The 23495-nt window shown below is 71.8% G+C and carries 22 protein-coding genes; 13 read left to right on the plus strand and 9 right to left on the minus strand.

Annotated features, from left to right (window positions below; translation table 11 throughout):
* Positions 1–78: 78 nt before the first annotated feature.
* From ABGA98_RS06085 to ABGA98_RS06130, 10 genes are all read left to right on the plus strand, one after another.
* Positions 79–1539: a polysaccharide deacetylase family protein gene (locus ABGA98_RS06085; RefSeq protein ID WP_347617153.1), complete on the plus strand. Its 1461-nt coding sequence runs from the start codon at positions 79–81 to the stop codon at positions 1537–1539.
* Between the two features lie 246 nt (positions 1540–1785).
* The gene (locus ABGA98_RS06090) at positions 1786–3630 is read left to right on the plus strand and encodes a 2-oxoacid:acceptor oxidoreductase subunit alpha (RefSeq protein ID WP_347617154.1); all 1845 of its coding nucleotides are present in this window, start codon (positions 1786–1788) and stop codon (positions 3628–3630) included.
* On the plus strand, positions 3623–4669 hold the full coding sequence (locus ABGA98_RS06095) for a 2-oxoacid:ferredoxin oxidoreductase subunit beta (protein WP_347617155.1): 1047 nt from the start codon (positions 3623–3625) through the stop codon (positions 4667–4669). Before ABGA98_RS06090 ends, ABGA98_RS06095 begins: the two co-directional genes overlap by 8 nt.
* A 20-nt stretch (positions 4670–4689) precedes the next feature.
* On the plus strand, positions 4690–5622 hold the full coding sequence (locus ABGA98_RS06100) for a hypothetical protein (protein WP_347617156.1): 933 nt from the start codon (positions 4690–4692) through the stop codon (positions 5620–5622).
* An 11-nt stretch (positions 5623–5633) separates the two neighbouring features.
* Positions 5634–6533, plus strand: a complete 900-nt coding sequence (locus ABGA98_RS06105) for an NAD-dependent epimerase/dehydratase family protein (RefSeq protein WP_347617157.1) — start codon at positions 5634–5636, stop codon at positions 6531–6533.
* A gap of 55 nt (positions 6534–6588) precedes the next feature.
* Positions 6589–7251: a polysaccharide deacetylase family protein gene (locus ABGA98_RS06110; RefSeq protein WP_347617158.1), complete on the plus strand. Its 663-nt coding sequence runs from the start codon at positions 6589–6591 to the stop codon at positions 7249–7251.
* Positions 7251–8153, plus strand: coding sequence for a glycosyltransferase family 2 protein (locus ABGA98_RS06115; RefSeq protein WP_347617159.1), 903 nt, complete (start codon positions 7251–7253; stop codon positions 8151–8153). The genes ABGA98_RS06110 and ABGA98_RS06115 overlap by 1 nt, the downstream gene beginning before the upstream one ends.
* The gene (locus tag ABGA98_RS06120) at positions 8150–9169 is read left to right on the plus strand and encodes a GNAT family N-acetyltransferase (protein ID WP_347617160.1); all 1020 of its coding nucleotides are present in this window, start codon (positions 8150–8152) and stop codon (positions 9167–9169) included. Before ABGA98_RS06115 ends, ABGA98_RS06120 begins: the two co-directional genes overlap by 4 nt.
* A 101-nt stretch (positions 9170–9270) precedes the next feature.
* A complete protein-coding gene (locus tag ABGA98_RS06125) occupies positions 9271–10578 on the plus strand; it encodes a nucleotide sugar dehydrogenase (protein WP_347617161.1) in 1308 nt (435 codons plus the stop codon).
* Positions 10568–11752: a glycosyltransferase family 4 protein gene (locus tag ABGA98_RS06130; RefSeq protein WP_347617162.1), complete on the plus strand. Its 1185-nt coding sequence runs from the start codon at positions 10568–10570 to the stop codon at positions 11750–11752. Before ABGA98_RS06125 ends, ABGA98_RS06130 begins: the two co-directional genes overlap by 11 nt.
* Here ABGA98_RS06130 and ABGA98_RS06135 read toward each other — a convergent pair.
* The gene (locus ABGA98_RS06135; protein ID WP_347617163.1) at positions 11725–12570 is read right to left on the minus strand and encodes a glycosyltransferase; all 846 of its coding nucleotides are present in this window, start codon (positions 12568–12570) and stop codon (positions 11725–11727) included. The genes ABGA98_RS06130 and ABGA98_RS06135 overlap by 28 nt on opposite strands.
* A gap of 26 nt (positions 12571–12596) precedes the next feature.
* Here ABGA98_RS06135 and ABGA98_RS06140 point away from each other — a divergent pair, with 26 nt between their 5' ends.
* Positions 12597–13145 (plus strand): dTDP-4-dehydrorhamnose 3,5-epimerase family protein, encoded by a 549-nt coding sequence (locus tag ABGA98_RS06140; protein ID WP_347617164.1) that lies wholly within the window; start codon positions 12597–12599, stop codon positions 13143–13145.
* A 3-nt stretch (positions 13146–13148) separates the two neighbouring features.
* Entirely contained in the window at positions 13149–14060 is a 912-nt protein-coding gene (locus ABGA98_RS06145; protein ID WP_347617165.1) for a hypothetical protein, read from the plus strand.
* Here ABGA98_RS06145 and ABGA98_RS06150 read toward each other — a convergent pair.
* Positions 14009–15355 carry an O-antigen ligase family protein gene (locus ABGA98_RS06150; RefSeq protein ID WP_347617166.1) on the minus strand — a complete coding sequence of 449 codons (1347 nt, stop codon included), beginning with the start codon at positions 15353–15355 and terminating at the stop codon, positions 14009–14011. The two genes, ABGA98_RS06145 and ABGA98_RS06150, sit on opposite strands and share 52 nt — an antisense overlap.
* A 3-nt stretch (positions 15356–15358) precedes the next feature.
* Positions 15359–16102, minus strand: coding sequence for a hypothetical protein (locus tag ABGA98_RS06155; protein ID WP_347617167.1), 744 nt, complete (start codon positions 16100–16102; stop codon positions 15359–15361).
* Positions 16103–16231: 129 nt separating this feature from the next.
* Between ABGA98_RS06155 and ABGA98_RS06160 the strand changes: the two genes are divergently transcribed.
* A complete protein-coding gene (locus ABGA98_RS06160) occupies positions 16232–17104 on the plus strand; it encodes a DUF6492 family protein (RefSeq protein ID WP_347617168.1) in 873 nt (290 codons plus the stop codon).
* Here ABGA98_RS06160 and ABGA98_RS06165 read toward each other — a convergent pair.
* From ABGA98_RS06165 to ABGA98_RS06190, 6 genes are all read right to left on the minus strand, one after another.
* The gene (locus tag ABGA98_RS06165) at positions 17083–17847 is read right to left on the minus strand and encodes a hypothetical protein (protein ID WP_347617169.1); all 765 of its coding nucleotides are present in this window, start codon (positions 17845–17847) and stop codon (positions 17083–17085) included. The genes ABGA98_RS06160 and ABGA98_RS06165 overlap by 22 nt on opposite strands.
* Before the next feature lie 64 nt (positions 17848–17911).
* Positions 17912–18787: a glycosyltransferase family 2 protein gene (locus ABGA98_RS06170; RefSeq protein ID WP_347617170.1), complete on the minus strand. Its 876-nt coding sequence runs from the start codon at positions 18785–18787 to the stop codon at positions 17912–17914.
* Entirely contained in the window at positions 18774–20222 is a 1449-nt protein-coding gene (locus ABGA98_RS06175) for an oligosaccharide flippase family protein (protein WP_347617171.1), read from the minus strand. Before ABGA98_RS06175 ends, ABGA98_RS06170 begins: the two co-directional genes overlap by 14 nt.
* Before the next feature lie 22 nt (positions 20223–20244).
* Entirely contained in the window at positions 20245–21213 is a 969-nt protein-coding gene (locus ABGA98_RS06180) for a hypothetical protein (RefSeq protein ID WP_347617172.1), read from the minus strand.
* Entirely contained in the window at positions 21210–22475 is a 1266-nt protein-coding gene (locus tag ABGA98_RS06185; protein WP_347617173.1) for a DUF4910 domain-containing protein, read from the minus strand. Before ABGA98_RS06185 ends, ABGA98_RS06180 begins: the two co-directional genes overlap by 4 nt.
* On the minus strand, positions 22472–23491 hold the full coding sequence (locus ABGA98_RS06190; protein ID WP_347617174.1) for an SDR family oxidoreductase: 1020 nt from the start codon (positions 23489–23491) through the stop codon (positions 22472–22474). The genes ABGA98_RS06185 and ABGA98_RS06190 overlap by 4 nt, the downstream gene beginning before the upstream one ends.
* Between the last annotated feature and the right edge of the window lie 4 nt (positions 23492–23495).

Raw genomic sequence — 23495 nt, forward strand, 5'->3', positions numbered from 1 at the left:
CGGGAGACGGTCAAAAGTCAGCACCTGATCATCCCAAATCAGGGTAAATGGGAAGATCGCCCACATACCCTGACATTCATGCGCAAAAAGCGATTCTCTCCAGGAATCGCTCTGCTGGCCCTCTCGGTGTCCGGTTGCGGCATGGCCGCCACCGTGCCCGACAGGGACATCGTGGTCCCGGCAGAGCCGACGTCGATCGACTTCGTCGACCCCACGACCGTGGTCGGCCTGTCCACCAGAACGCTCACCGACGGCGACTCCGGCAGCGGCACATACGCGCACATCACCTACCCCGAGCTGGACGAGGCCCCCGCGCTCACCCGGACGCTGCGCGAGCGGGCACGCGCGCAGTTGCGCGCCTTCCGCGAGCGCGCGAAGACGAGGGCGGCCGGCCCGCGGGCCGAGCTGAACGTGAACTGGCAGCTCGCCGCCGCCTCCCCCGAGGCGGTCGCCGTGCGGATGCGCACCGGCGAGAAGCTGAAGGCGGGCTGGCACTACTCCACGCGGACGTACTGGTTCGACCCGAGCGACGGCAGGGCGGTCCGCTCCTCCGCGCTGCTCGCGGGCGAGGACGCGCTGCGCAGGCTGGGCGTGCTGGTCAAGCGGCACCTGATCCAGGAGCGCGGGTCGCAGATCGCGGCGGGCGGGATCGTCGCGGACGCCGACCGGTTCGACTCGATGGCCTTCAACCGCGACGGGGACCTGGTGGTCGAGTTCGACGACTGCCAGGCCGGGCCGTGCCGGCTGGGCCGGGTGGCGGCGGCCGTCCCGGCGGACGACGTGACGCCGCTGCTGTCCGGCCTGGGGGCGCGGGCGCAGGACGGCGTCAGGGCGGCGGCGCGGAAGGCCGCGAAGGAGTGGAACGGCCCCCCGCCCACGGACAACACCGAGGCCGTCAGGAACCTGGCCGTGACCACCGACTGCGCCGAGACCAAGTGCGTGGCGCTGACGTTCGACGACGGTCCCGGTCCCCACACCGGCGCGCTGCTCGACAAGCTCCAGGAGGGCCGGGCGCGGGCCACGTTCTTCCCGCTCGGCGCGAACGCCGCCGCCGACCCCTCGCTGGTGCTGCGGATGAGCGCCGAGGGGCACCTGGTCGGGACCCACGGTTGGACGCACAGGAACCTTTCCGACCTGCCCACCAGCAAGATCGCCGACTCGCTGAGGCAGGCCGGGAACGCGATCTCCGCCGCGACCGGGCGGACGCCGACGCTCGTGCGGCCGCCGTACGGGGCCGTGGGCCCGCGGTTGCGCGCCGTCGCGGCCGAGCAGGGCGTGTCTCTGGTCACCTGGGACGTCGACACCCACGACCACAAAGGCGGGAAATCTGCCGACATCGCCGAACGAGCGGTGCGTGCGGCGCATCCAGGTGCGATCATTCTCATGCACGACATCCATCGGGAAACCGTCGATGCGGTTCCGGACATCCTCCAAAGGTTGCGCGGGAAGGGTTACAGCTTTGTCACCGTTCCTGAGTTGTACGGCGCTGCGGGGATGCAGGCCGGACGCATGTACAGGTCAGGAGCGAGCAGCCCCTGACATAGCGCGCGTGTAGGGGGACGTATAGTTGGCGCACGTGACCCGAACCGTCCTGTTCGCCCGCCTGCATGTGGACCTCTGCAGGCTCGCATCCGGGCTGTGTCGTCGTTCTCCCACCTCACCCTGACCCCGGCCGCGCTACCCGCTCCCGCGGCCCGCAAACGCGTGACCTTCCGAGGATCTAGCATGGAAACAGAGAACGCGCCTACATCAACCGCGCCTTGGCGCGTCGAGGAGGACTGAGCTGTGACGAAGCAGGTCCAGCAACTCGACCGCGTGATCATCAGATTCGCCGGAGACTCCGGCGACGGCATGCAGCTCACCGGCGACCGTTTCACGGCGGGCACGGCGGAGTTCGGCAACGACCTGTCGACCCTGCCCAACTTCCCCGCCGAGATCCGCGCGCCCGCGGGCACGCTGCCCGGCGTCTCGAGCTTCCAGCTGCACTTCGCCGACCACGACATCCTCACGCCCGGCGACGCGCCGAACGTGCTCGTGGCGATGAACCCCGCCGCGCTCAAGGCCAACCTGGGCGACCTGCCCAAGGGCTCCGACATCATCGCGAACACCGACGAGTTCACCAAGCGCAACCTGCAGAAGGTCGGCTACGCCGCCAGCCCGCTCGAGGACGACTCCCTGAGCGAGTGGCGCGTGCACGCGGTCCCGCTGACCTCGCTGACCGTCAAGGCGCTCGAAGACTTCGACCTGTCGAAGAAGGACGCCGAGCGGTCGAAGAACATGTTCGCCCTCGGCCTGCTGTCCTGGCTCTACCACCGGCCGACCGAGCACACCATCAAGTTCCTCGAGCAGAAGTTCGCCAAGAAGCCCGACATCGCCAAGGCCAACATCGCCGCCTTCCAGGCGGGCTGGAACTACGGCGAGACGACCGAGGGCTTCTCGGTGAGCTACGAGGTCAAGCCCGCGCCGCTGGCTCCGGGCGTCTATCGCAACATCTCCGGCAACCAGGCGCTCGCCTACGGCCTGATCGCCGCCAGCGTGCAGTCGAAGTTGCCGCTCTTCCTGGGGTCCTATCCGATCACCCCGGCGAGCGACATCCTGCACGAGTTGTCCAAGCACAAGCGCTTCGGGATCCGCACCTTCCAGGCCGAGGACGAGATCGCCGGTGTCGGCGCGGCGCTCGGGGCCGCGTTCGGCGGGTCGCTGGGCGTGACCACCACGTCGGGTCCCGGCGTGGCGCTGAAGGCCGAGACCGTCGGCCTGGCGGTCACCACCGAGCTGCCGCTGATCGTCGTCGACGTGCAGCGCGCGGGGCCGAGCACCGGCATGCCGACCAAGACCGAGCAGACCGACCTGCTGATGGCCCTGTTCGGCCGCAACGGCGAGTCGCCGGTGCCAGTGGTGGCGCCGATGTCGCCGAGCGACTGCTTCGACGCGGCCATCGAGGCGGCCAGGATCGCCGTCAAATATCGCACGCCGGTCATGTTGTTGTCGGACGGCTACCTGGCCAACGGCTCGGAGCCCTGGCGCCTGCCCGAAATTTCCGATTTGCCGGACATCTCGCAGGAATTCACCACCACCCCGAACGGCGAGGACGGCACGTTCCTGCCCTTCAAGCGTGACACCGAGACCCTCGCCCGCCCGTGGGCCATCCCCGGCACTCCCGGCCTCGAACACCGCATCGGCGGCATCGAGAAGGCCGACGGCACCGGCAACATCTCCTACGACCCCGCCAACCACGACCTGATGGTCCGCACCCGGGCCGCCAAGGTCGCCGGCATCGACGTGCCCGACCTCGAGGTCGACGACCCCGACGGCGACGCCAGGGTGCTCGTCATCGGGTGGGGCTCGACGTACGGCCCGATCGCCGCCGCCGTGCGGCGCATCAGGAAGGGCGGCGGCAAGGTCGCCCAGACCCACCTGCGCCACCTCAACCCGCTGCCCGCCAACACCGGCGAGATCCTCAAGCGCTACGACAAGGTGCTGCTGCCCGAGATCAACCTGGGCCAGCTGGCCCTGCTGCTGCGGGCCCGCTACCTCGTCGACGTGATCAGCTACAACCGCGTGCGCGGGCTCCCGTTCAAGGCGGAGGAGCTGGCCGGAGTCATCCAGGACGTGATCGACAGTGACTGAGCTAGTCAACGGGAAGGGCCTCTCGCTCGTTCCCAAGACCGACGTGAAGCAGACCCTGAAGGACTTCAAGTCCGACCAGGAGGTGCGCTGGTGCCCGGGCTGCGGCGACTACGCGATCCTGGCCGCCGTGCAGAGCTTCCTGCCCGAGCTGGGGCTCAAGCGCGAGAACATCGTGTTCGTCTCCGGCATCGGGTGCTCGTCGCGGTTCCCGTACTACCTCAACACCTACGGGTTCCACTCCATCCACGGCCGGGCGCCGGCGATCGCGACCGGGCTGGCCGCCTCGCGTCCCGACCTGTCGGTGTGGGTGATCACCGGTGACGGCGACGCGCTGTCGATCGGCGGCAACCACCTGATCCACGCGCTGCGCCGCAACGTCAACCTCAACATCCTGCTGTTCAACAACCGGATCTACGGTCTGACCAAGGGCCAGTACTCCCCCACGAGCGAGGTCGGCAAGATCACCAAGTCGACGCCGATGGGGTCGCTGGACAAGCCGTTCAACCCGATCTCCCTGGCCATCGGCGCCGAGGCGTCCTTCGTGGCCAGGACCATCGACTCCGACCGCAAGCACCTGCAGTCGGTGTTGCGCGAGGCGACCGCGCACCACGGCACGTCGCTGGTCGAGATCTACCAGAATTGCAACATTTTCAACGACAACGCCTTCGAGCAGCTCAAGGACCCCGAGGTCCGCGACGACATCACGGTGCGGCTGGAGCACGGTCAGCCCATCGCGAGCGCCTCGAAGGCCGTCGTACGCGCCGCGAGCGGGGGCATCGAGGTGGTGGCCCGCGACAGCGTGAGCGACGACCAGATCCTCGTGCACGACGCGCACAACCCCGACCCGTCGGTGGCCTTCGCGCTCAGCAGGCTCGACGAGCCGGCGTTCGAGCACGTGCCGATCGGCATCTTCCGGCAGGTCGCCCGCCCGGCCTACGACACGCTCATGGCCGAGCAGCTCGACGAGGCCGCGGCCCGCACGGGGGCCGGCGACCTGAGCGAGCTGCTGCTGGGTGGCGACACCTGGCGCATCGGCTGATTTTTCGCGAATATGCCAGGGTGGCGAAGACGTGGTCGTATGTCATAGCCGCGGTCGCCGCCCTGGCCCTGGCCGTCACGGTCGCCCAGCAACTCGGCGAGCCCGCGGGCCAGGCTTCGGAAAACCCGGTCACGCCCGGGAGCCCGCCCCCGGAGACCGGCGGGCCAGGCCCTCCCGGCTTCCCCGACGCGGCCTCCACGGGTGTCCCGCCAGGCACCGCGCTCACCGTCGTCACCGGTGACCAGACCTTCGCCAAGGACGGCGAGGTCGTCGAAGGCAAGATCTTCGACGGCTTCGTGGTGGTGACCGCGCGTGGTGTCACGTTCCGCAAGTGCGTCTTCCGCGGCGCGGTGACCACCGACGTGCGGCCGCTGCTCGACACCGAGCACGGCAAGGACACGGTGGTGGAGGACTCCGAGTTCCGCCCCGCCCATCCCTCGCCCTCCATCGACGGCATCTGGGCGGCCTCGACGAAGATCTACCGCTCGGAGTTCCGCGGCACGGTGGACGGCGTCAAGGCCCACACCGCCACCCTGGTCCAGGACTCCTACATCCACGACCTGAGCTGGTTCGCCCACGACCCCGACCAGGGCGGCGGGCCCACCCACAACGACGGCGTCCAGGCCTTCGCCGACCAGAGCGGCGTCACGCTGCGGCACAACACGATCGACCTGTCCACCACGCGCGACCCGAACGCGGCCGTCCAGTCCTCGGCCGACGAGTTGCGGGTGGAGGACAACTACCTCGACGGCGGCGGCTGCATCGTCAACATCGACCACACACCGCTGGAGCGCCCGCTGACCGGGCAGCGCGTCACCGGCAACCGGTTCGGGCGAGGCTCCGCGCACGACTGCCCGATCCTGCTGAGCACCCGCGCCGAGCTCGCCGCCAAGGGCGGCAACGTCTGGCACGACACGGGCGACCCCATCCCGTCACCGGAACAACACGACTGACCGGAGGCCGTATGTCAGCCTGGCAGGGGACGCGCACGCTGGTCACCGGCGCCACCGGATTCATCGGCTCCCACCTGGTCCGCCGCCTGTCCTGGCTGGGCTCGCGAGTGCACGCGGTCAGCCGCCGCCCGCCGGCGACCACCGGGCACGGCGAGCGCTGGCACGCGGCCGACCTGCGCGACGCCGCCGCGACGGCCGCCCTGGTGGCCGCGGTCCGGCCGGAGGTGGTCTTCCACCTGGCCGGCGAGGTCACCGGCGCCCGCGAGCCGGAGACGGTGGCGCCGACGCTGGCGGGCAACCTGGGCGCCGCCGTCAACCTGCTGACCGCCGTGGCCGCCGTCCCCGTCCGCAGCGTGGTGCTGGCGGGCTCGGTGGAGGAGCCGCGCGACGGGCAGGCTCCGGGCTCGCCGTACGCGGCGGCGAAGGCCGCGGCGACGGGGTACGCCCGGATGTTCCACGCCCTGTGGCAGGTCCCGGTCTCGGTGCTGCGCGTGGCGATGGTCTACGGGCCAGGGGATCCGAACGCGGCCAGGCTCGTGCCGTACGTGACCACGTCGCTGCTGAACGGGGAGCCGCCCCGGCTCACGTCCGGCGCCAGGCTGGTCACCTGGGTGTACGTCGAAGACGTGGTGGACGCGTTCGTCCTGGCGGGGGCGGGCGGCGGGGCGGCCGGGCACGTCCTCGACATCGGCACGCCGCTGCCGGTCTCCATCCGCGACACGGTGGAGTTGCTGGCCCGCGTCGTGGGCGGGGCGGCCAGACCCGAGTTCGGGGCCGTCACGGCCAGGCCGCTCGACCGTACGCAGCGCTCCGACATCGGGCCCGCCGAGCGCGTGCTGGGCTGGCGGCCGGCCACCACGCTCGAAGCGGGGCTGCGCCAGACCGTCGCCTGGTACGCAAAACGGATGTAACGGTCCAACTTGGGGCGCGATAACTCTCCTGGTGACCTTCTGACCAGGGGGCAGGATGCGTGCGGTAACCAACCTGACCGTGCACGGCATCGGCGAGACGGCCCGCGCGCTCGAACGCGGCGAGGACGCCACGTGGGTGACGATCGAGCAGTTCGAGCAGGTGGTCGACGCGGTGGCCGGCCGCCCCGACGTACGGCTCACGTTCGACGACGGGAACGCCTCCGATGTCGAGATAGCCCTTCCCCGGCTGGTGGAGCGGGGACTGCGGGCGGAGTTCTTCGTCCTGGCCGGGCGGCTCGGCGAGCCCGGCAGGCTCGACGCCGACGGCGTGCGCGAACTGGCCGGCGCCGGCATGCGGGTCGGCTCGCACGGCTGGGCGCACCGCGACTGGCGCACGCTGGACGGCCCGCAGGTGGCCGAGGAGCTCACCCGGTCCAGGGCCGTGCTCTCCGGGCTCGCCGGCGCGCCGGTGTCGCGGGTGGCCATCCCGTTCGGCTCCTACGACCGCCGGGTCCTGCGCCGGCTGCGGATGGCCGGGGTGACCCGTGCCTACACCAGCGACGGCGGCCGGGCCAGACCGGGCTCCTGGCTCCAGGCCCGTACCAGCCTCAGGCACGACCTCGACGGCGCCTGGATCGGGCGGGTGCTCGACGGCAGGGCGCCGCTCGCCCGGCGCGCGGGCAAGCTCGGCATGCGCCTGTACAAGCGGGTGCGCTGATGAGCCGGGTCGCCGTCGTGATCGTCACCTACAACAGCGCCTCCGTGCTCGGAGGCTGCCTCGACTCGCTGGCGCGCGGCGCGGAAGGGGTCGAACTGGCGGACGTGGTGGTGGCCGACAACGCCTCCAAGGACGACTCCGTCGCCGTCGCCGAGCGGGCCGGGGTCACGGTGGTCCAGGTCGGCAGGAACGCCGGGTACGCCGCCGCGATCAACGCCGGGACCGCCGTGCTCGACCTCGACGGGCTCGACGGCGTCTACGTGCTCAACCCCGACTGCCGGCTGCGCCCCGGATCGATCGCGCCGCTGCTCGGCTGCCTGCGCGAGCCCGGCCGGGGCATCGCGGTCCCCTACATGGTCAACCCCGACGGCACGCTCCAGCCGTCGCTGCGCAGGAGGCCGACCGTGGGCAGAGCGCTGGCCGAGGCGCTGGTCGGCGGAACGCTGGCCGGGCGCGTCGGCGGACTGGGCGAGCTGGTGACCGATCCGCGCGACTACGCGCGGCCCGGCGCGTACGCCTGGGCGACCGGTGCGGCCATGCTGCTCGCGCCGCGGGTCATCCGCGAGGTGGGCGCGTGGGACGAGTCGTTCCTGCTCTACAGCGAGGAGACGGACTACTGCCTGCGCGCCGCCGACCTGGGATGGACGACGTGGTACGAGCCCGCGTCGGTGATCGAGCACATCGGCGGCGACTCGGGCGTGAATCCGGCGCTGGCGGCGCTGCTCGTCGTGAACAAGGTGCGCCTGTACCGGCGGCGCCACGGGCCGGCGTCGGGGGCCGCGTACTATCTGGCCGTGCTGGCCGGTGAGGCGGTGCGGGCGCTGGCCGGGCGGCGCACGTCGCGGGCCTGCGTGGCGGCCCTGCTGCGGCCGTCACGCCGGATGACGGCGCTGCCGCAATGAGCGGGCTGCGCGTGGCGCCGTTCACCGCGCTCACCCCGGCCGAGCTGGAGTCCTGGCACGCGCTGCGGGCGGCCAACCCGGCCCTGGACAGCCCCTACTTCCATCCGGGTTTCGCGGCGGCCGTGCACGCCGCCGGGCGGCCCGTCCACGTGGCGGTCGCGCGCGGCGGCGGCACGCCCGTCGCGTTCCTGCCGCACCACCGCGAGGGGCGGCTGCTGCGCCCGGTGGGCTGGCCGGGCGCGGATTTCCAGGGCCCGATCCTGGCCGCCGGCACCGGGTTCCGGCCGCTCGACCTGCTCGGGAACGGGGCCGCCGCTTTCGCGTTCGACCACCTGGTGGAGGAGGCTCCCGGGTTCGAGCGGTGGGTGGTCTCCCGCAGGCCGTCACCGTACCTGGACGTGACCGGCGGGCTGGCGGGCTATCTGGGCCGGGCCTCGCGCAGCGGCAAGGAGAACATGGGGCAGGCCAGGCGGCGGGCCGCGAAGGCGGGGCGTGAGCTCGGGGAGCTGCGGTTCGTGGCGGCCTCGTCTGACGCCAGGGCGCTGGCGCGGGTGGTCGAGCTCAAACGGGCGCAGTACGCCGCGACCGGCGCCAAGGACTACTTCGCCGAGCCGGACCGGGTGCGGCTGCTCGACTGCCTGCTGCGCGCCCGAGACCCCGGTTTCTGCGGCGTGCTGTCGACGCTGCACGCCGGGGAGCACCTGCTCGCGGCGCACTTCGGGCTCAGGTCGGGTGGGGTGCTGCACTGGTGGTTCCCGGTCTACGACCCGGCCTTCGCCCGGCTGTCGCCCGGCTGGATCCTGCTGCGCGAGCTGGTGGCCGCCGCCCCGGCGCTCGGCGTCGCCCGCATCGATCTCGGCAGGGGCGAGGACGAGTACAAACGGCGGGCGAAGACCGGCGAGAGCGTGGTCTGCCAGGGCGTCGTCACGAGGAATCCGGTACGCCGAGCCGTCGCGTCGGCGCTGTCGGAGGCGAGATCGATCGCACGATCGGTCAGGTCGCGGAGAAAACCGTAACGTTCCAACGGACATGCCCGACATATCGGTGGAGGCGGGGGAAATCGCGCGCTGCCCTCCAGACGGCGGTCCACAGCAGACGGTCCCAAACGGAGGCGGCTGTGCGAATTAGTGTCTTCGGACTCGGTTACGTCGGATGCGTCTCGGCGGCCTGCCTGGCCTCCATGGGACACCAGGTCGTGGGCGTCGACGTCAACCAGGCCAAGGTCGATCTCATCAACGACGGCCGCGCGCCGATCGTCGAGGAGCGCATCGGGGAGCTGGTCGCGACGTCCGTCGCCGGCGGCGCGCTGCGCGCCACCACGGACGCCGCCCAGGCCGTCAGGGACAGCGAGGTGTCGCTGGTCTGCGTGGGCACCCCGTCGGCGCCCAACGGCAGCCTGTCGACGACCTTCCTGGAGCGGGTGGCCGAGCAGATCGGCCGCTCGCTGGCCCCGGGTCACGTGGTGGTCTTCCGCAGCACCATGCTGCCGGGCACCTGCGCCGACCTGCTCGTCCCGATCCTGGAGCTGTCGTCGGGGCTGCGGGCGGGAGTGGACTTCGGGGTGGCGGTCAACCCCGAGTTCCTGCGCGAGGGCACCAGCGTGCGCGACTTCTTCGCTCCGCCCAAGACGGTGATCGGCGAGTCGGACGAGGCCGCGGGCGACGTGGTCGCCGCGCTGTACGACGGGCTGCCCGGCGACGTCTTCAGGGTGCCGATCCCTGTCGCCGAAATGGCCAAATATGCGGACAACGCCTTCCACGCGGTGAAGATTGGCTTCGCCAACGAGCTGGGCGCGATCTGCCAGGCCATGGACCTCGACTCGCACCGCGTGATGGACGTGTTCCTGGCCGACCGCAAGCTCAACATCAGCCCCGCCTACCTGCGGCCCGGCTTCGCCTTCGGCGGCTCCTGCCTGCCCAAGGACCTGCGCGGCCTCGTCTACGCGGCCCGCAAGGCAGACGTGTCCGTCCCGCTGCTCTCCCACGTGCTCCCCGCCAACGAGGCGCACCTCCAGCGCGCCTTCGACCTGGTCATCGCCGCCGGCCGGCGCAGGATCGGCCTGTTCGGGCTGTCATTCAAACCCGGCACGGACGACCTGCGCGAGAGCCCTCTCGTCGAACTCGCGGAACGGCTCCTCGGCAAGGGCTACGACCTGCGCATCTACGACGCCAACGTGACCCTGTCGCGGCTGGTGGGCGCCAACCGCGCCTACATCGCCGAACGCCTTCCCCACCTGGGCGAGCTGCTCGCCGACTCGGTGGACGAGGTGCTCCGGCACGCCGAGGTGTGCGTGATCGGATGTGCGGACCCCACGGTGCTCGACGCGCTGAGCCGCGCGGGCGAGCGAAGGATCGTCGATCTCGTACGCGTTCCTGACGCGGAGACCCAGCGGGGCAGAAGGGACTACACAGGCATTGCGTGGTAGAGCGCTCATCCTCGTCGAGAATCTGTCCGTACCGATGGACCGGCGCGTCTGGCAGGAGTGCACGGCCCTGCACCAGGCCGGCTGGGAGGTGCACGTCGTCTGCCCGCGGGGCGTCAAGCAGGACACCGAGCCCGAGGCCGTCATCGACGGCGTCCACATCCACCGCTACCCGCTGCGCGCCGCCACCGGCGGCCCCCTCGGCTACCTGCGTGAATACGGCTCGGCGCTGTGGCACACCGTCCGCCTGGCCAGGCGGCTCGGCACGTTCGACGTGGTGCACGGCTGCAACCCGCCTGACCTGTTCTTCCTGGTGGCACGGGCCATGCGGGGCAAGGGCACGCGGTTCGTCTTCGACCAGCACGACCTGGTGCCCGAGCTCTACCTGTCCCGCTTCGACCGGGGCGAGGACCTGCTGTACCGGGCGGTGCGCCGGCTGGAGCGGATGACGTACCGGGCCGCGCACGTGGTGATCGCGACCAACGAGAGCTACAAGCAGGTGGCCCTGTCGCGGGGCGGCAAACGTCCCGAGGACGTCTTCGTGGTGCGCAGCGCCCCGGCGGTCGAGCGGTTCCGCCAGGTGCCGCCCGACGAGAGCCTGCGGCGCGGCAAGCCGTACCTGCTGTGCTACCTGGGCGTGATGGGGCCGCAGGACGGCGTGGACTACGCGCTGCGCAGCCTGGCGCGGCTGCGCGACGAGCACGGGCGTACGGACTGGCACGCGGTGTTCGTCGGCGGCGGCGACACCTTCGACGCGATGGTGGCGCTCTCCCGCGAGCTGGGCCTGGCGGACGCCGTCGAGTTCACCGGCAGGATCCCCGACGAGGACCTGCTGCGTTATCTGTCCACGGCCGACGTGTGCCTGTCGCCCGACCCGCTCAACCCGCTCAACGACGTCTCGACCATGAACAAGATCATGGAGTACATGGCCATGGCCAGGCCCATCGTCTCGTTCGAGCTGCGCGAGGCGCGGGTGTCGGCGGGCGAGGCGGCCCTGTACGCGCCCGCGAACGACGAGTCGGAGTTCGCCAAGCTGATCGCGCGCCTGCTCGACGACCCGGACGAGCGGCGGCGGATGGGCGAGATCGGCCGTGCCAGGGTCGCGGGCCCGCTGTCCTGGCAGCACTCGAAGGCGGCGTTACTGGCGGCCTACGAGGCCGCCGTGGGGTCGCGGTGACGGCTGCCGGCGTCGGTGCCCCAGCTCGTCCTGCCGCCGCGGAGCCTGGTGAGCAGCCGGTCCAGGGCCAGGACGGCCAGATAGCAGGCGGCGTCGAGCGGGCCGACCGTACGCGAGGCCAGCAACGCGCCCAGGGCACGCGGGCGCAGCGGGCGGGCGGGCACGCCCAGCCCGGCGAGTTGCCGGTTGCCCTGCCTGACCCTGACCCGCCGGCGCAGGTGGGCGCGGACCGTGCGGGCGGGACGCACGACGGAGCGTGCCCGCGCCACCACGACCCGTTCGTCGCCGGTGAAGCAGCCGTCCACCCAGCCGTCGTCGGAGATCACGTCGGGCAGCGGGAAGGCTCTCGCGTGCCCGCGCTCGTTCAGCACGTAGACGCCGACGCCCGCGAGCGCCCTGGCCGGCGCGATGAGCCGGTCGTGCACCCGGTGCACGCGACGGACCACGGGGCCCGTACCGGTCAGGTCCCACTCCGGCGCGGGCGCGCAGGCGAGCATGCCCGGCCGGGCGGCCGCGGCGGCGAGCGCCCGCACGGAGCCGGCGTCGATCCGCACGTCCGCGTCGAGGTAGACGCGCGGGAAGGTCGCGCACGCCGCGTCGCCCAGCCGCAGCGCGTGGGCCTTGCCTGGGGTCGCGGTCTCCAGGACCCGCACGCCCGGCCGGGCCGCGGCCCGCGCGGTGCGGTCGGTGCAGGCGTTGGCCACCACGACGACGTCGAACTCGCCGGGCGCGGTCCCGGCGAGCAGCAGGTCCAGCCCTTCCGCGATGACCGGCTCCTCGTTGTGCGCCGGAATGACGACGCTGACCACCGGCTTCATCGGACCGCCTCCAGGAAGGTCGACACATGAAAGCAGAGCAGGGCGAGCTCGACGGAGTCGTGCTGTTCAGGCCGACGCCGCACCACGACAGCCGCGGCCTGTTCACCAGGACCTTCGACGCGGCCGTCGCCGCCGGGGCCGGCCTGGCCCCCGAGACCTTCGTCCAGGACAGCCAGTCGCGCTCGCGGCGCGGCACCGTACGCGGCCTGCACGGGCGGTCGGGCCAGGGTGAGGCGAAGCTCGTCAGGTGCGCCCGCGGCGCGGTCCACGACGTGCTGGTGGACATCAGGCCGCATTCGCCGACGTTCGGGCGCAGCATGGCGGTGCGGCTCGACGACGAGGACTTCGTCACGCTGTACGTGCCCCCGGGCCTGCTGCACGGTTTCCAGGCGCTCACCGAGCCCGCCGACACCTGCTACCGCATCGACAGGCCGCACGATCCCACCGAGGACCTGGCGGTCCGCTACGACGACCCGGATCTGCGGATCGCCTGGCCGCTGCCCGTCACCGAGGTCAGCCGGCGCGACCAGGAGGCGGGCTCGTGGGCCGGCCTGCTGCGGCGGCTGGGCGGCTGAGCGATGCGCAAAGCTCTCCGCCTGCCGCTGGCCGTGATCGTGCCGGCCGTGATCGTGCTCGCCACGGCCTGCCAGGCCGCACCCGCCGAGCCGCCGCCGAGCCCCACCCCCACGCCGAGCATCACCAGGTCCGACGGCTCGTCCTGCCCCGACCATCCCACCCCGGCCTGCACGGGCGCGCCCCGCGGGATCAAGCTGACCAGGATGCGGCTCGACACGGAGAACGTCGCCTACCGCGTCAGAAAGCCCGGCACCGTGCTCGACGGCGTCCACGTGCCCGGCCACCTGCTGATCCACGCCGACGACGTGACCGTCAGGAACAGCGTGATCGACGGTGACGTGATCAACTCCGACGGCCCCGAGTCGTTCCGGTTCGCCATCGCCGACACCACGGTGGGCACCACGGACAAGTGCGAGCCGCTGCCCGGGATCGGCTACGACAAGTACACGGCGACCAGGGTCCTGGTGCAGGGGCACAGCGACGGCTTCCGGGTCTCCGGCGACGACGTCGAGATCCGCGACTCGTTCGTGAAGCTCTGCTCGAACCCCGGCGACCACTCCGACGGCATCCAGGCCTACAACGGCGGCAAGGGGTTGTTGTTCTACCACAACACCGTCGACCAGCGCGAGGCGAAGCACATCACCGCGCCCGTCTTCCTGGTCGACGAGAAGTCGCAGCACGTGGTCGTCACCGACAATCTCATCATGGGCGGCACGTTCAGCCTCCAGGTGCGCAACGCCCGCGGCAAGCAGGTCGTACGCGGCAACAAGCTGGTCGACAAGTCGTGGGTGTACGGGCCGGTCGACTCCGAGTGCGGCAGGACGGAGTGGTCCGGCAACGAGCTGGTCACCATCGACGAGAGCTATCGGGTCACCTCGATCGTCGGCCCGCTGGCCTGCGAGGGTGAGAGCTGATCGGCCCGCGCGGCCCGCAGCAGCGCGCCGGCCGCGCCGACGAGCACGAACGCGATCCCGGTCACGGTCGCGAACGACAGCAGGTCGAAGGTGAACGACCCGGCGAGCGGCACGAGCAGGCAGGCGGCGACGGTGAGCCCGAGGTCGCGGTCGCCGGGGTCGGCGCTCAGGTGCCGGGCCCGCAGCGCCGCGTAGCAGGCCACCACGAACACCGACGCGTACGCCACGGTTCCGATCAGCCCGGTCTCCACCATCGACAGGATGTACTGGTTGTCGAAGATCTGGTGCTTGGGGGCGTACCACGTGCCCAGGCCGCGGCCGAGCCAGAAGTGCCGGCCGATCTCCTGGCCGGCGACGGCGTAGTCGTGGGTCCTGTACTGGATGCTCTCGTCGTTGCCGAGGTCGGTGAACAGCCCGGCGATGGCCCCGAGCAGGCCGGGCACCGCGATCCAGATGACCGCCACGAACCCGGCGCCCGCCAGCAGCGCCCGCAGCCGCTGCCGCGCGGGCCAGCCGATGAACAGCACCACGCCGGCCACGAACAGGCTCAGCATGGCGGAGCGCGACACGGAGAACATCAGGCCGAGCCCGATGAGGAGCGTGCACGCCCACCAGCGCAACGCCGGCTCACCGCGCAGGCGCGCCTTGACGGCGAGGTGGGCGGCCAGCGGGAGCAGCATGGCGCAGGTGACGCCGAACTCGATGGGGTGGCCGGTGGTGGCCGCGACGCGGCGCAGGTCGGCCCGCTCCAGGACGAACGAGTCGCCCTCTGTGCTGTAGCGCAGGATAGGCAGCTCCATGAACCTGGTCAGGTCCACCGAGAACAGGAACTGGAAGGCGCCGATCACCGAGATCACCGCGCCGGCCACCACCAGCGTCTTCAGCACGAAGTCGAGCCGGCGCAGGCCCCGCACGCCGTCGCAGACCGTGAGCGCGATGCCGACGGTCGCGATCACCAGAACGAAGGAGTGGTCGCTCAGGTTCAGCTCGTCGGAGTCCATGTGCCCGTACGTGGTGAACCCGAAGGTCGCCAGCATCGCGGTGAAGTAGGCGAACAGGACCGTGCGCACGGGGTTGCGCCCTTTCGCGACGCCCAGGGTGAGCGTGAGCTGCGCGCACAACCACAGCAGCGCCGCCGCGATGCTGACCACGTTCGCGGGGGTGAGGGAGAGCGGCAGATACTTGAGCACCAGCCGGGCGGGCACGACCAGCAGGACCACGGTGAAGACGGCGGCGACGGTGGCGCCGTCGGCGCGCCCCGGCAGCGGCGGGGCGCCGGAGGTCGCGGCGGCCACCGGCTACGACCCCGGCTTCCTGGCCGTGACCGGTTCCTGCCCGCCGCCGGCCGGTTCGGGGTCCCGTTCGCGGCGGGCTCCCGGCAACCGGGGGAAACCTGCCCTGCGCGCCGCTGAAAGGCTTTCCGCGGCGAACGCGGCGCACAGGGCGGCGATCATCCCCAGACCGAGCGCCGCGGCGGCGGAGCGCAGCTTCCTGCCCTGCTGCGGCACAGGCGTGGTGGGCGGCACCGTCTCGCTGATCGTGATGTAGGTCTCGGGTGGCGCCTGCACCTGCCGCTGGCGCACGTCCAGCTCCTGCCGGACCCGCTCGATGACGGCGCGGGCCATCCGCGTGGCCGCCTCGGGCGTACGGCTCTCACCCTCGACGAAGACCAGGGGGCCCGTCGCCAGCGACTCCAGGTTGTTGGTGCCGTTGGTGACGGCGTAGGTGGTGTCGCCGTCGGGGCGCACGCCCATCTCGGCCACCATGTCCGGCGTGCTCATGACGTTGATCAGCATCGATGCGGCGACGTCGAGCCCGTGGCCGAAGTTGAGCAGCGGGTTGACCTGCGGGACGGGCTGGCCGGGGTCGGGTGGCACGGTCCCGCCGCTGGTCGGCGCGGTGAGCACGAGGACCGCGGAGACGGTGTAGGTGACGGGGATCGTGGAGTAGGCGTAGAACGCGGCGCCGACGGCCAGCAGGAAGGCCGGGATCGCGACGAGCCGGCGTCGCGCCAGGACGAGGACGGTCCCCCAGAAATCCACGTGCCCTCCCTGCGAGTCCTGCCTCATGGATGTCGCCGCGAATGGGGTGGAGCGTTACATAACCGTGTAACACCGCCTCTGGCTGCCCGATAAGGGAAGGCAGAGGCGTTTCACGATGGGAGTCGGCCCGTGAGCAAGCTGGCGGTCATCACGCCCTCCTACGCCCCCGACGCCGCCCTCTTCGCCGACCTGCACCGGTCCGTGCTCCGCCACACCTCGGACGACACCGTCCACCACGTCTTCGTGCCCGCCCGCGACCGGCGGGCCTTCGCCGGGTTCGAGGGCCCGCGCTGCCGCCTGTGGCTGCGCTCGGAGCTGCTGCCCCGCAGGTACGTCCGCGTGCCCTTCACCGACGTGCACGTCAACTGCCGCCGCCCGTGGCCCCCGCTGCGCGGCTGGGTCATGCAGCAGACCGTCAAGATCGCCTCCGCCGGCCTGATCGACGCCGACGCCCTGCTCATCGTCGACTCCGACGCCGTACTCGTCCGCCCGACCACGGCCGAGTCGTTCAGCGTGGACGGGCGGCTCTGCCTCCACCGGGTCGAGAACGCCGTGACCGCCGACATGGAGCGGCACCTCCTGTGGCACCGGGTCGCCCGCGAACTGCTCGGACTGCCGCCTCCGCCGCCCCCGCCGCTGCCCGACTACGTGACCGCGCTGACGTTCTGGGACCCGCACATCGTGCTCGCCATGCGGCGCCGCGTCACCGAGGTCACCGGCCGCGACTGGCTCGACGCGTTCAACGGGCGGCTGCACGTCTCGGAGTTCGTGTTGTACGGCGTGTTCGTCGACGAGGTGCTGAAGGCGTCGCCGCCCGTCAACACGACGATCTGCCACCTCAGCTACCACCACGAGCCGTGGGACGAGGCCCAGGCGGTCGCCTTCGCCGACCGGCTGCCCCCTGACGCGGTGGGCATGATGATCTCCGCCAAGTCACGCACCCCGCACGAGGCCAGGATGGCCGCGATCCGGCGGTGTGCTCAGGTCGTCGAGTCGACCTGAGCGTCCTCCCGCTCGATTTCAGGGACGGGTTCGGTGACGGGCTCAGACGTGTGCTCGGCGACGGGCTGCGGAGGGCCGGGCTCGGCGGCGCGGCGGGCGGCGCGCAGGCGCTGGACGCCGTAGGCCACGCCCAGCCCCGCCACCACCCCGAGCAGGCCGCCCGAGGCCGCGCCCAGCAGGCGGTCCGTCACGACGAGCCGGGGCACCGAGGCGGGCATCACGTCGAGGATCCCGATGTGCGTGCTCACCGGCGCGCCGAGCGCCGTCTGCCGCCTGGCCAGCTCCACCCTGATGCGCAGCCGCGCCTTGCGCATGACCTCCCTGACCACGGCCGGAGAGGTGCTCTCCACCTCGACGTAGACGAACGGCCCGTTGGTGCTGATGCCGAGCAGGTCCGGGTTGGTACGCCCGTCGTTGACGGTCAGGACGGTCGGGCCGTCCTCCGTCACGCCCAGCTCGGCGGCGACCTCGGGCGTGTTGGTGGACAGGATGAGAATGCCGGCGGTCGTCCGCAGGGCGTCGTTGAACTGCAGCAGCGGGTTGGTCAGCCCGGGCCGCTGCTGGGGGCCGGTCTCCAGCGTCCCGCCCGTGGCGGGCACGGTGAGCACCATGGAGGCCGTGGAGACGTAGCGGCTCGGGACCAGGAAGTACGCGGCCAGGGCGAGCCCGATAGCCACGACGGCGACAGGCGGCCCGATCATCTTCTTCCTGGCCAGACTCCAGACGGTTGTCCAGAAGCGCACTATTTCCGCCCCCGTCGACTTTTGTACCGTTGCAAAGTGGAAATCGCCCTTTTCACGAACGCCGTTACACCAACCGGGCCATGGACAGCAGCTTGCGGCTCCGGTGGGAGATCGTCCGGCGCTGGCGGCGGACGTACATGCGCAGCACCGCGGAGCGCGCCCGGCGGCGCTCGTCGCCGGTGAGGCCGGCGTCGCGCACCCATCGGAGCAGTTCCCCGCACTGCAGCGTGTTCGCCGCGTGCGACTGCCAGGACGGCACGTCGAGGCGGCGGGCCAGGCCCGAGATGCGTTCGAGCCGCCAGTTGCGGTGCGACAGCACCTCGGGCACGTGCGCCCAAGGCCCGGCCAGCGCCAGCTTGGCGGCGAACACCTCATCCTCGCGCAGCATGTTCCTGCGCGGGATGCCGACCGCCGGCGCGCGGCGCAGCAGGCCGTAGAGCGGATCGATGAGGAACGGGCTCTCGTTGAGCAGCCTGAGCATCTCGGTGAACCGTTCCACCGGGTCGTCGGAGCCCAGGCCCCTGCCTTCATAGGCGGTGGTGGTGAGCGTGCCGTCCGGCCGGCTGTAGGAGACCTGGTTGGTGACCAGGATGATCCGCTCGTCGGCCGCGAACGCCGCCATGGCGCGCGAGACGCAGGCGGGCTCCAGCCGGTCGTCGTCGCCGATCCACCGGACGTACGCGCCGCGCGAGATCCGCGCCGCGTGCGTGAAGTTGGCGAGCAGGCCGACGTCGTGCGGATGCCGGTGGTAGACGATCCTGGGGTCGCCGGCCGCCAGGTCGCGGCAGAGCTCCTCGGTGCCGTCCGTGGAGGCGTTGTCGGAGACGACCAGCTCGATGCGCGGATAGTCCTGGGCCAGCACCGAACCGATCACGCCTTCGAGCCGGTCGGCGCCGTTGCGCACGGGCAGGGCGATCGAGACGAGTTCAGGTTCCGGCATGTGCTCTCCCTTGACGTACGAGTCGCTCCAGCACGGCACGCGGCACCGCCACGAGCACGAAGACCAGCAGCCCCGCGCCGCCCGCCAGGCACAACTCGGCGAACGCGCCGTCGACGAGCGCGGACAGCCCGGCCATGACGAGTCCGGCCGGCACGGCGGCCGCGAGCGGGCGGGCCAGCCCCGCGCCGAAGAGCCGCAGCGGCACGCCGGACCGGTGCAGCGCCACCCCCAGCAGCGGCAGCGCCACCACCACGGCGATGACCGCGTGCGCCACGGCGGCGCCCGCGATGCCGCCGAGCCGGGCTCCGGCCATGAGCGCGGGCACGAGCGCGAGCGCCCAGGCCAGGTTCACCCACATGGGCGACCTGGTCGAGCCGGTCGCGGCCAGCACGTCGGTGATCAGCAGGGTCAGCATGCGCACGGCCATGACGACCGCGAGGAAGCGCAGCACCTCGGCCGACGGCGACCAGCGGGCGCCGTAGAGGAATTCCACGATGGCGGGAGCGAGCGTGCCCATGAGCACGGCGACCGGCAGCACCAGTGTCGCCAGCAGCGGCACCGCCTGCCGCACGCCGGCCCGCAACGGCTCGGCGCCCTCTTCGGCCAGGCGCGAGAAGCTGGGCAGCGCGACGTAGCGGATGGCCGTGCCGACGAGCCCGGGGACCCAGCTGGAGATGTTGAAGGCCAGCAGGTAGAAGCCGAGCAGCGCGGGCCCGAGCATGTCGCCGACGATGACCGCGTCGACGTTGAGCAGCAGCCCCTCGATGCCGAGGCCGGCGCAGAGCGGCAGCCCGAAGCGCAGCAGCCTGCCGGCCACCGCGCGGTCGAAGCCGAGCTCGAACCTCACCCCGGCCAGGACGGCGACCAGCACTCCGGTGAGCACCGCCCCGCTGAGCTGGCCCCAGGCGAAGCTGTAGGCGCCGGCGCCGTTCGCGGCCAGGGTGATGGAGACGCCGGCGTTGGCGGCGAACCCGGCGAGGTTGGCCCAGGCCAGCCTGTCCTGCCGGAACGTGCGCATCAGTGCGGCGCTGCGGACCGCGGTCAGCCCGTAGACGAGGTTGGTGGCCATGAGGATGCGGATCACCCAGGTGGCGTCCTCGCTGCCGGCCAGCCGGGCGTAGAACGGCGCGATGACCCAGAACAGCGCGTACAGGCCGGCGCTGGACAGGATGGCCACCACCGTGGCCGTGGGCGCGACCTCCTCCAGCCTGCCGCGCCACTGCACGATCGCGGAGATCACCCCGGCGTCGTTGACGTAGATGACGAACTGGCCGGCGGCCAGGGCGATGGCGAACACGCCGAAGTCCTCGGGCACCAGCAGCCTGGCCAGGACCAGGCTCATCACGAACGAGCCCGCCTTCATGACCAGGTTGCCGAGCAGGCTCCAGCGCAGACCGCGCCCCGCTTGCCTGCCGATCTCGCCGGCCTCGCTCATGGGCGTCCCCGTCGCCCGGCGCTCATGGGGCGTCCCCGTCGTCCGGCGGCAGCCTCTCCAGCCAGATCTCCCGCCAGAACGGCACGAACTCGCGCGGGCAGTTGGCGTTGTAGACGCCTTCGCAGACGAGGTCGTCGAGGACGATGCACGGGCTCTTCATGCTGAGCATGCGGCCGGTCCGCTCGTCCAGGCAGCGCTCGACCCGGGCGCGCACCCGTGCCGTCCTGCCGCAGTAGCGGGCCATCTCCTCCTCGAAGCCCAGACCGCGGTTGAGCAGGTCGGCGTTGAGGGTGCCGAGGATCTCCTCCTTCGACCGGATCCTGACCAGCTCGCCCGGCTTCAGGTCGAGTTCCTCTGTCGGAGTGACCCGGCCGGCCCGTCCCTCGACGAAGCCCCAGCGCAGCCCGCGCCTGATCCACAGGCGTCGCGGCAGGACCTTCTTGCTGAGCTCCTGGAACCGGTTGAACAGCCCGACGAGGAACGCGCGCGCCACCGCCGCCACCCTGGCGTTGCCGCTGCGCACGTCGGTGACGTACTGGCCGAGGTCGCGGAACGGCAGGCAGGACGGCGCCGCCCTGAGCAGCTCGGTGGCCTGGCAGGAGTAGTGGCCGGCGTCCTTGCGGGTGTTGATCCGCAGGAGCGGCAGCAGCTCCGGCTCGGGCCTGGACGGGGCCTGCGGTTCGTCCGGTTCCACCCGTTTGAGCCAGGCCTCCTTCCAGTACAGCGAGCAGGCCGTCTGGCAACCGCCGTGCGCCCCGCCGTCGCAGCGTGCTCCGGTCAGGTGCACGGCCCTTTCCATCCGGCGCATGCCGCTACGGCTGATCGTGTCGCAGAGCTTGTGCGCGACCTTGTGCACCGTCATCCGCCGGCCGCAGAAGCGCGCCATCTCCGGCATGAACGGCAGGCTCTCCAGCTCGCCCCGCTCGTCCAGCGTGGCCAGGATCTCCGCCTCGCTGCGCACCTCGACGAGATCGCCCACCCGCAGGTTCACGCGTCCTCCCTCTTCAGCAGCCCTGCCGCCTCCAGAGCCCCCGCCGCCTCGGCCACCACGCCGAAGGGCAGCCCTGACCGGTCGGCGACGTCCAGCAGGCTGTGCGCGCCGTCCGACAGGTTCAGCACCCAGAGCATCGCCAGCTGCGCCTGTTTCGTGTCGCTCCGCCCGCCGAGTGATCCGTACAGGCCGCGCCTGCCGAGCTGCGGCTCGCCGTACGGGCTCAGGTTGAGGTAGCGGCCGTCGCCCTCCAGCACCTGCACGGCCGACCACAGCGCCTCCAGCGTCCCCGCCATGGACTCCGGCGAGACGAAGCCCAGGTCGTCGCCCGAGGTGTGGTATTCCGGATAGCCCGCGTACGGCGTCCTGGTGAGGCTGCCGACGGGCAGGTCGAAGCCGGGCGAGCAGTATTGGCGCTCGTCGTAGCCGTACGGCGAGAAGTCCGTGATCGTGTGCGGCCGGTCCCGCAGCACGTGCGCCATCACCCGGTCGATCCCGGCGTCCCCGCGCCTGCTGCGTTTGTAGGTCAGCGGGCCGCGGTCGCCCGCGCAGGCCAGCGTGAGCCCATGCCTGATCCTGGAGACGCGCTCGCGGTTGCGCGCCAGCCAGGTGATGGCGCCGATCGTGCCCGGCGCGAACACGAAGCGGTACGTCAGGCGCGGCCGCTCCAGCCGGGAGGCCAGCGCGGTCGCCACGGCGATGGCGGCGAGATTGTCGTTGGCCAGCGACGGGTGGCACGTGTGGCACGAGATGAGCACCTCGTCCGTCGTGCGCCCGCGCACCACGTGCTCGGCGTACGTCAGGTGTCCGTCGGCCAGCGTCGAGTCGATCACCACCGTGTACGGCCCCTCGCCGAGGCCTTCGAGCGTGCGCTGACTGAGGCAGAACCCCCACGTCTCGGCGTAGTAGCCGGTCCGGTAGGGGACCAGGTCGGGCTGCTCGGGCAGCGTGTGCAGGTGGGGCCGCAGCTCCGCCAGCGTCATCGTGGCCGACACGGGGACGCTGTAGCCGACGACGTGCAGGTTGGAGCGCCGGAAGTCGACGACCCTGTGGCCGGCCGCGTCCATGACGTACGCGTCGCGGATGTTCCACTCCTTGGGGACCGTCCAGTCGAGCACCGGCGTGCCGGTCGGCACCTCGTGGACGTCCAGGTCCAGGTGCTCGCCGAGGATGGCGAGCGTGGCGCGCACCCCGTCGCCCGTTATGGAGCGGCACAGCGGGTAGAGCCGCGCCACGAGGGCGTGCATCTCCTCTCCCGTCACGGCCGCAGCTCCGCGGAGACCGTGCCGGCGGCCCGCCGCTCGGCCAGCCAGGCGAGCCGGGTGAAGCGCCGCTGGAAGCCGGCCTCGGTCAGCCCGTGGGCCCGGTAGGCCTCGGCCAGTTCGACCGCGCCCGCCTTCACCGTCCAGCGGGCGTGGAAGCCGGGCAGCGCCTGCCTGATCCGGGAGAAGTCCACCCGGTACGAGCGCGGGTCGGCCCCGGTCTCGCCCGTGATGAGCAGCCGCGAGCCGGGCACCGCCTCCACGACGTGCCCGGCGATGTCGGCCACGGTGAGGTTGTTCTGCTCGCCGCCGACGTTGAACGCCCTGGCGTGCACGGCCTCGCGAGGGGCGTCGAGCATGGCGGCGAAGGCGTCGGCGATGTCGGCCACGTGCACGAGCGGCCGCCACGGGGTGCCGTCGGACAACACCCGCACCTCGCCGGTCAGGTGGGCGTGGCCGACGAGGTTGTTGAGCACGATGTCGGCGCGCAGCCGCGGCGAGAACCCGAACGCGGTCGCGTTGCGCAGGAACACCGGGGTGAAGCGGTCGTCGGCCAGTTCCACCAGCTCGTCCTCGACCCGGACCTTCGACTCGGCGTAGGGGGTGACGGGCCGGAGCGGGGCGTCCTCGCCGAGCAGCTCGTCCCCGCCTGATGCGCCGTACACCGAGCACGTGGAGGCGTACAGGAAGCGGCGTACGCCGGCGTCGCGGGCCAGTCTGGCCAGCCGTACGGAGGCGTGGTGGTTGATGGCGTGGGTCAGCTCGGGCGCGAGCGCGCCGAGCGGGTCGTTGGAGAGCGCGGCCAGGTGGATGACCGCGTCGACGCCTTCCAGCAGCTCGGCTCGTACGTCGCGCAGGTCGAGGCGGTGGCCGGGCGGGTCGGCGGGCTCCGGGCCGAGCACGCAGGTGGCGAACAGCCCGGAGTCCAGGCCGGTCACGTCGTGGCCCGCCGCGGCGAGTCGCCGGGCCATGACGGTGCCGAGGTAGCCCTGGTGCCCGGTGAGCAGAACACGCATGTCG

This window comes from Nonomuraea sp. B1E8, assembly GCF_039871515.1.
In the GTDB taxonomy this organism is placed as follows: Bacteria; Actinomycetota; Actinomycetes; order Streptosporangiales; family Streptosporangiaceae; genus Nonomuraea.

Coding starts and splice junctions, on each gene's coding strand:
- ABGA98_RS06115 (WP_347617159.1), top strand. CDS start 7,251: ATGAGCCGGGTCGCCGTCGTGATCGTCACCTACAACAGCGCCTCCGTG.
- ABGA98_RS06140 (WP_347617164.1), top strand. CDS start 12,597: ATGAAAGCAGAGCAGGGCGAGCTCGACGGAGTCGTGCTGTTCAGGCCG.
- ABGA98_RS06085 (WP_347617153.1), top strand. CDS start 79: ATGCGCAAAAAGCGATTCTCTCCAGGAATCGCTCTGCTGGCCCTCTCG.
- ABGA98_RS06105 (WP_347617157.1), top strand. CDS start 5,634: ATGTCAGCCTGGCAGGGGACGCGCACGCTGGTCACCGGCGCCACCGGA.
- ABGA98_RS06170 (WP_347617170.1), bottom strand. CDS start 18,787: ATGCCGGAACCTGAACTCGTCTCGATCGCCCTGCCCGTGCGCAACGGC.
- ABGA98_RS06135 (WP_347617163.1), bottom strand. CDS start 12,570: ATGAAGCCGGTGGTCAGCGTCGTCATTCCGGCGCACAACGAGGAGCCG.
- ABGA98_RS06120 (WP_347617160.1), top strand. CDS start 8,150: ATGAGCGGGCTGCGCGTGGCGCCGTTCACCGCGCTCACCCCGGCCGAG.
- ABGA98_RS06190 (WP_347617174.1), bottom strand. CDS start 23,491: ATGCGTGTTCTGCTCACCGGGCACCAGGGCTACCTCGGCACCGTCATG.
- ABGA98_RS06175 (WP_347617171.1), bottom strand. CDS start 20,222: ATGAGCGAGGCCGGCGAGATCGGCAGGCAAGCGGGGCGCGGTCTGCGC.
- ABGA98_RS06145 (WP_347617165.1), top strand. CDS start 13,149: ATGCGCAAAGCTCTCCGCCTGCCGCTGGCCGTGATCGTGCCGGCCGTG.
- ABGA98_RS06110 (WP_347617158.1), top strand. CDS start 6,589: ATGCGTGCGGTAACCAACCTGACCGTGCACGGCATCGGCGAGACGGCC.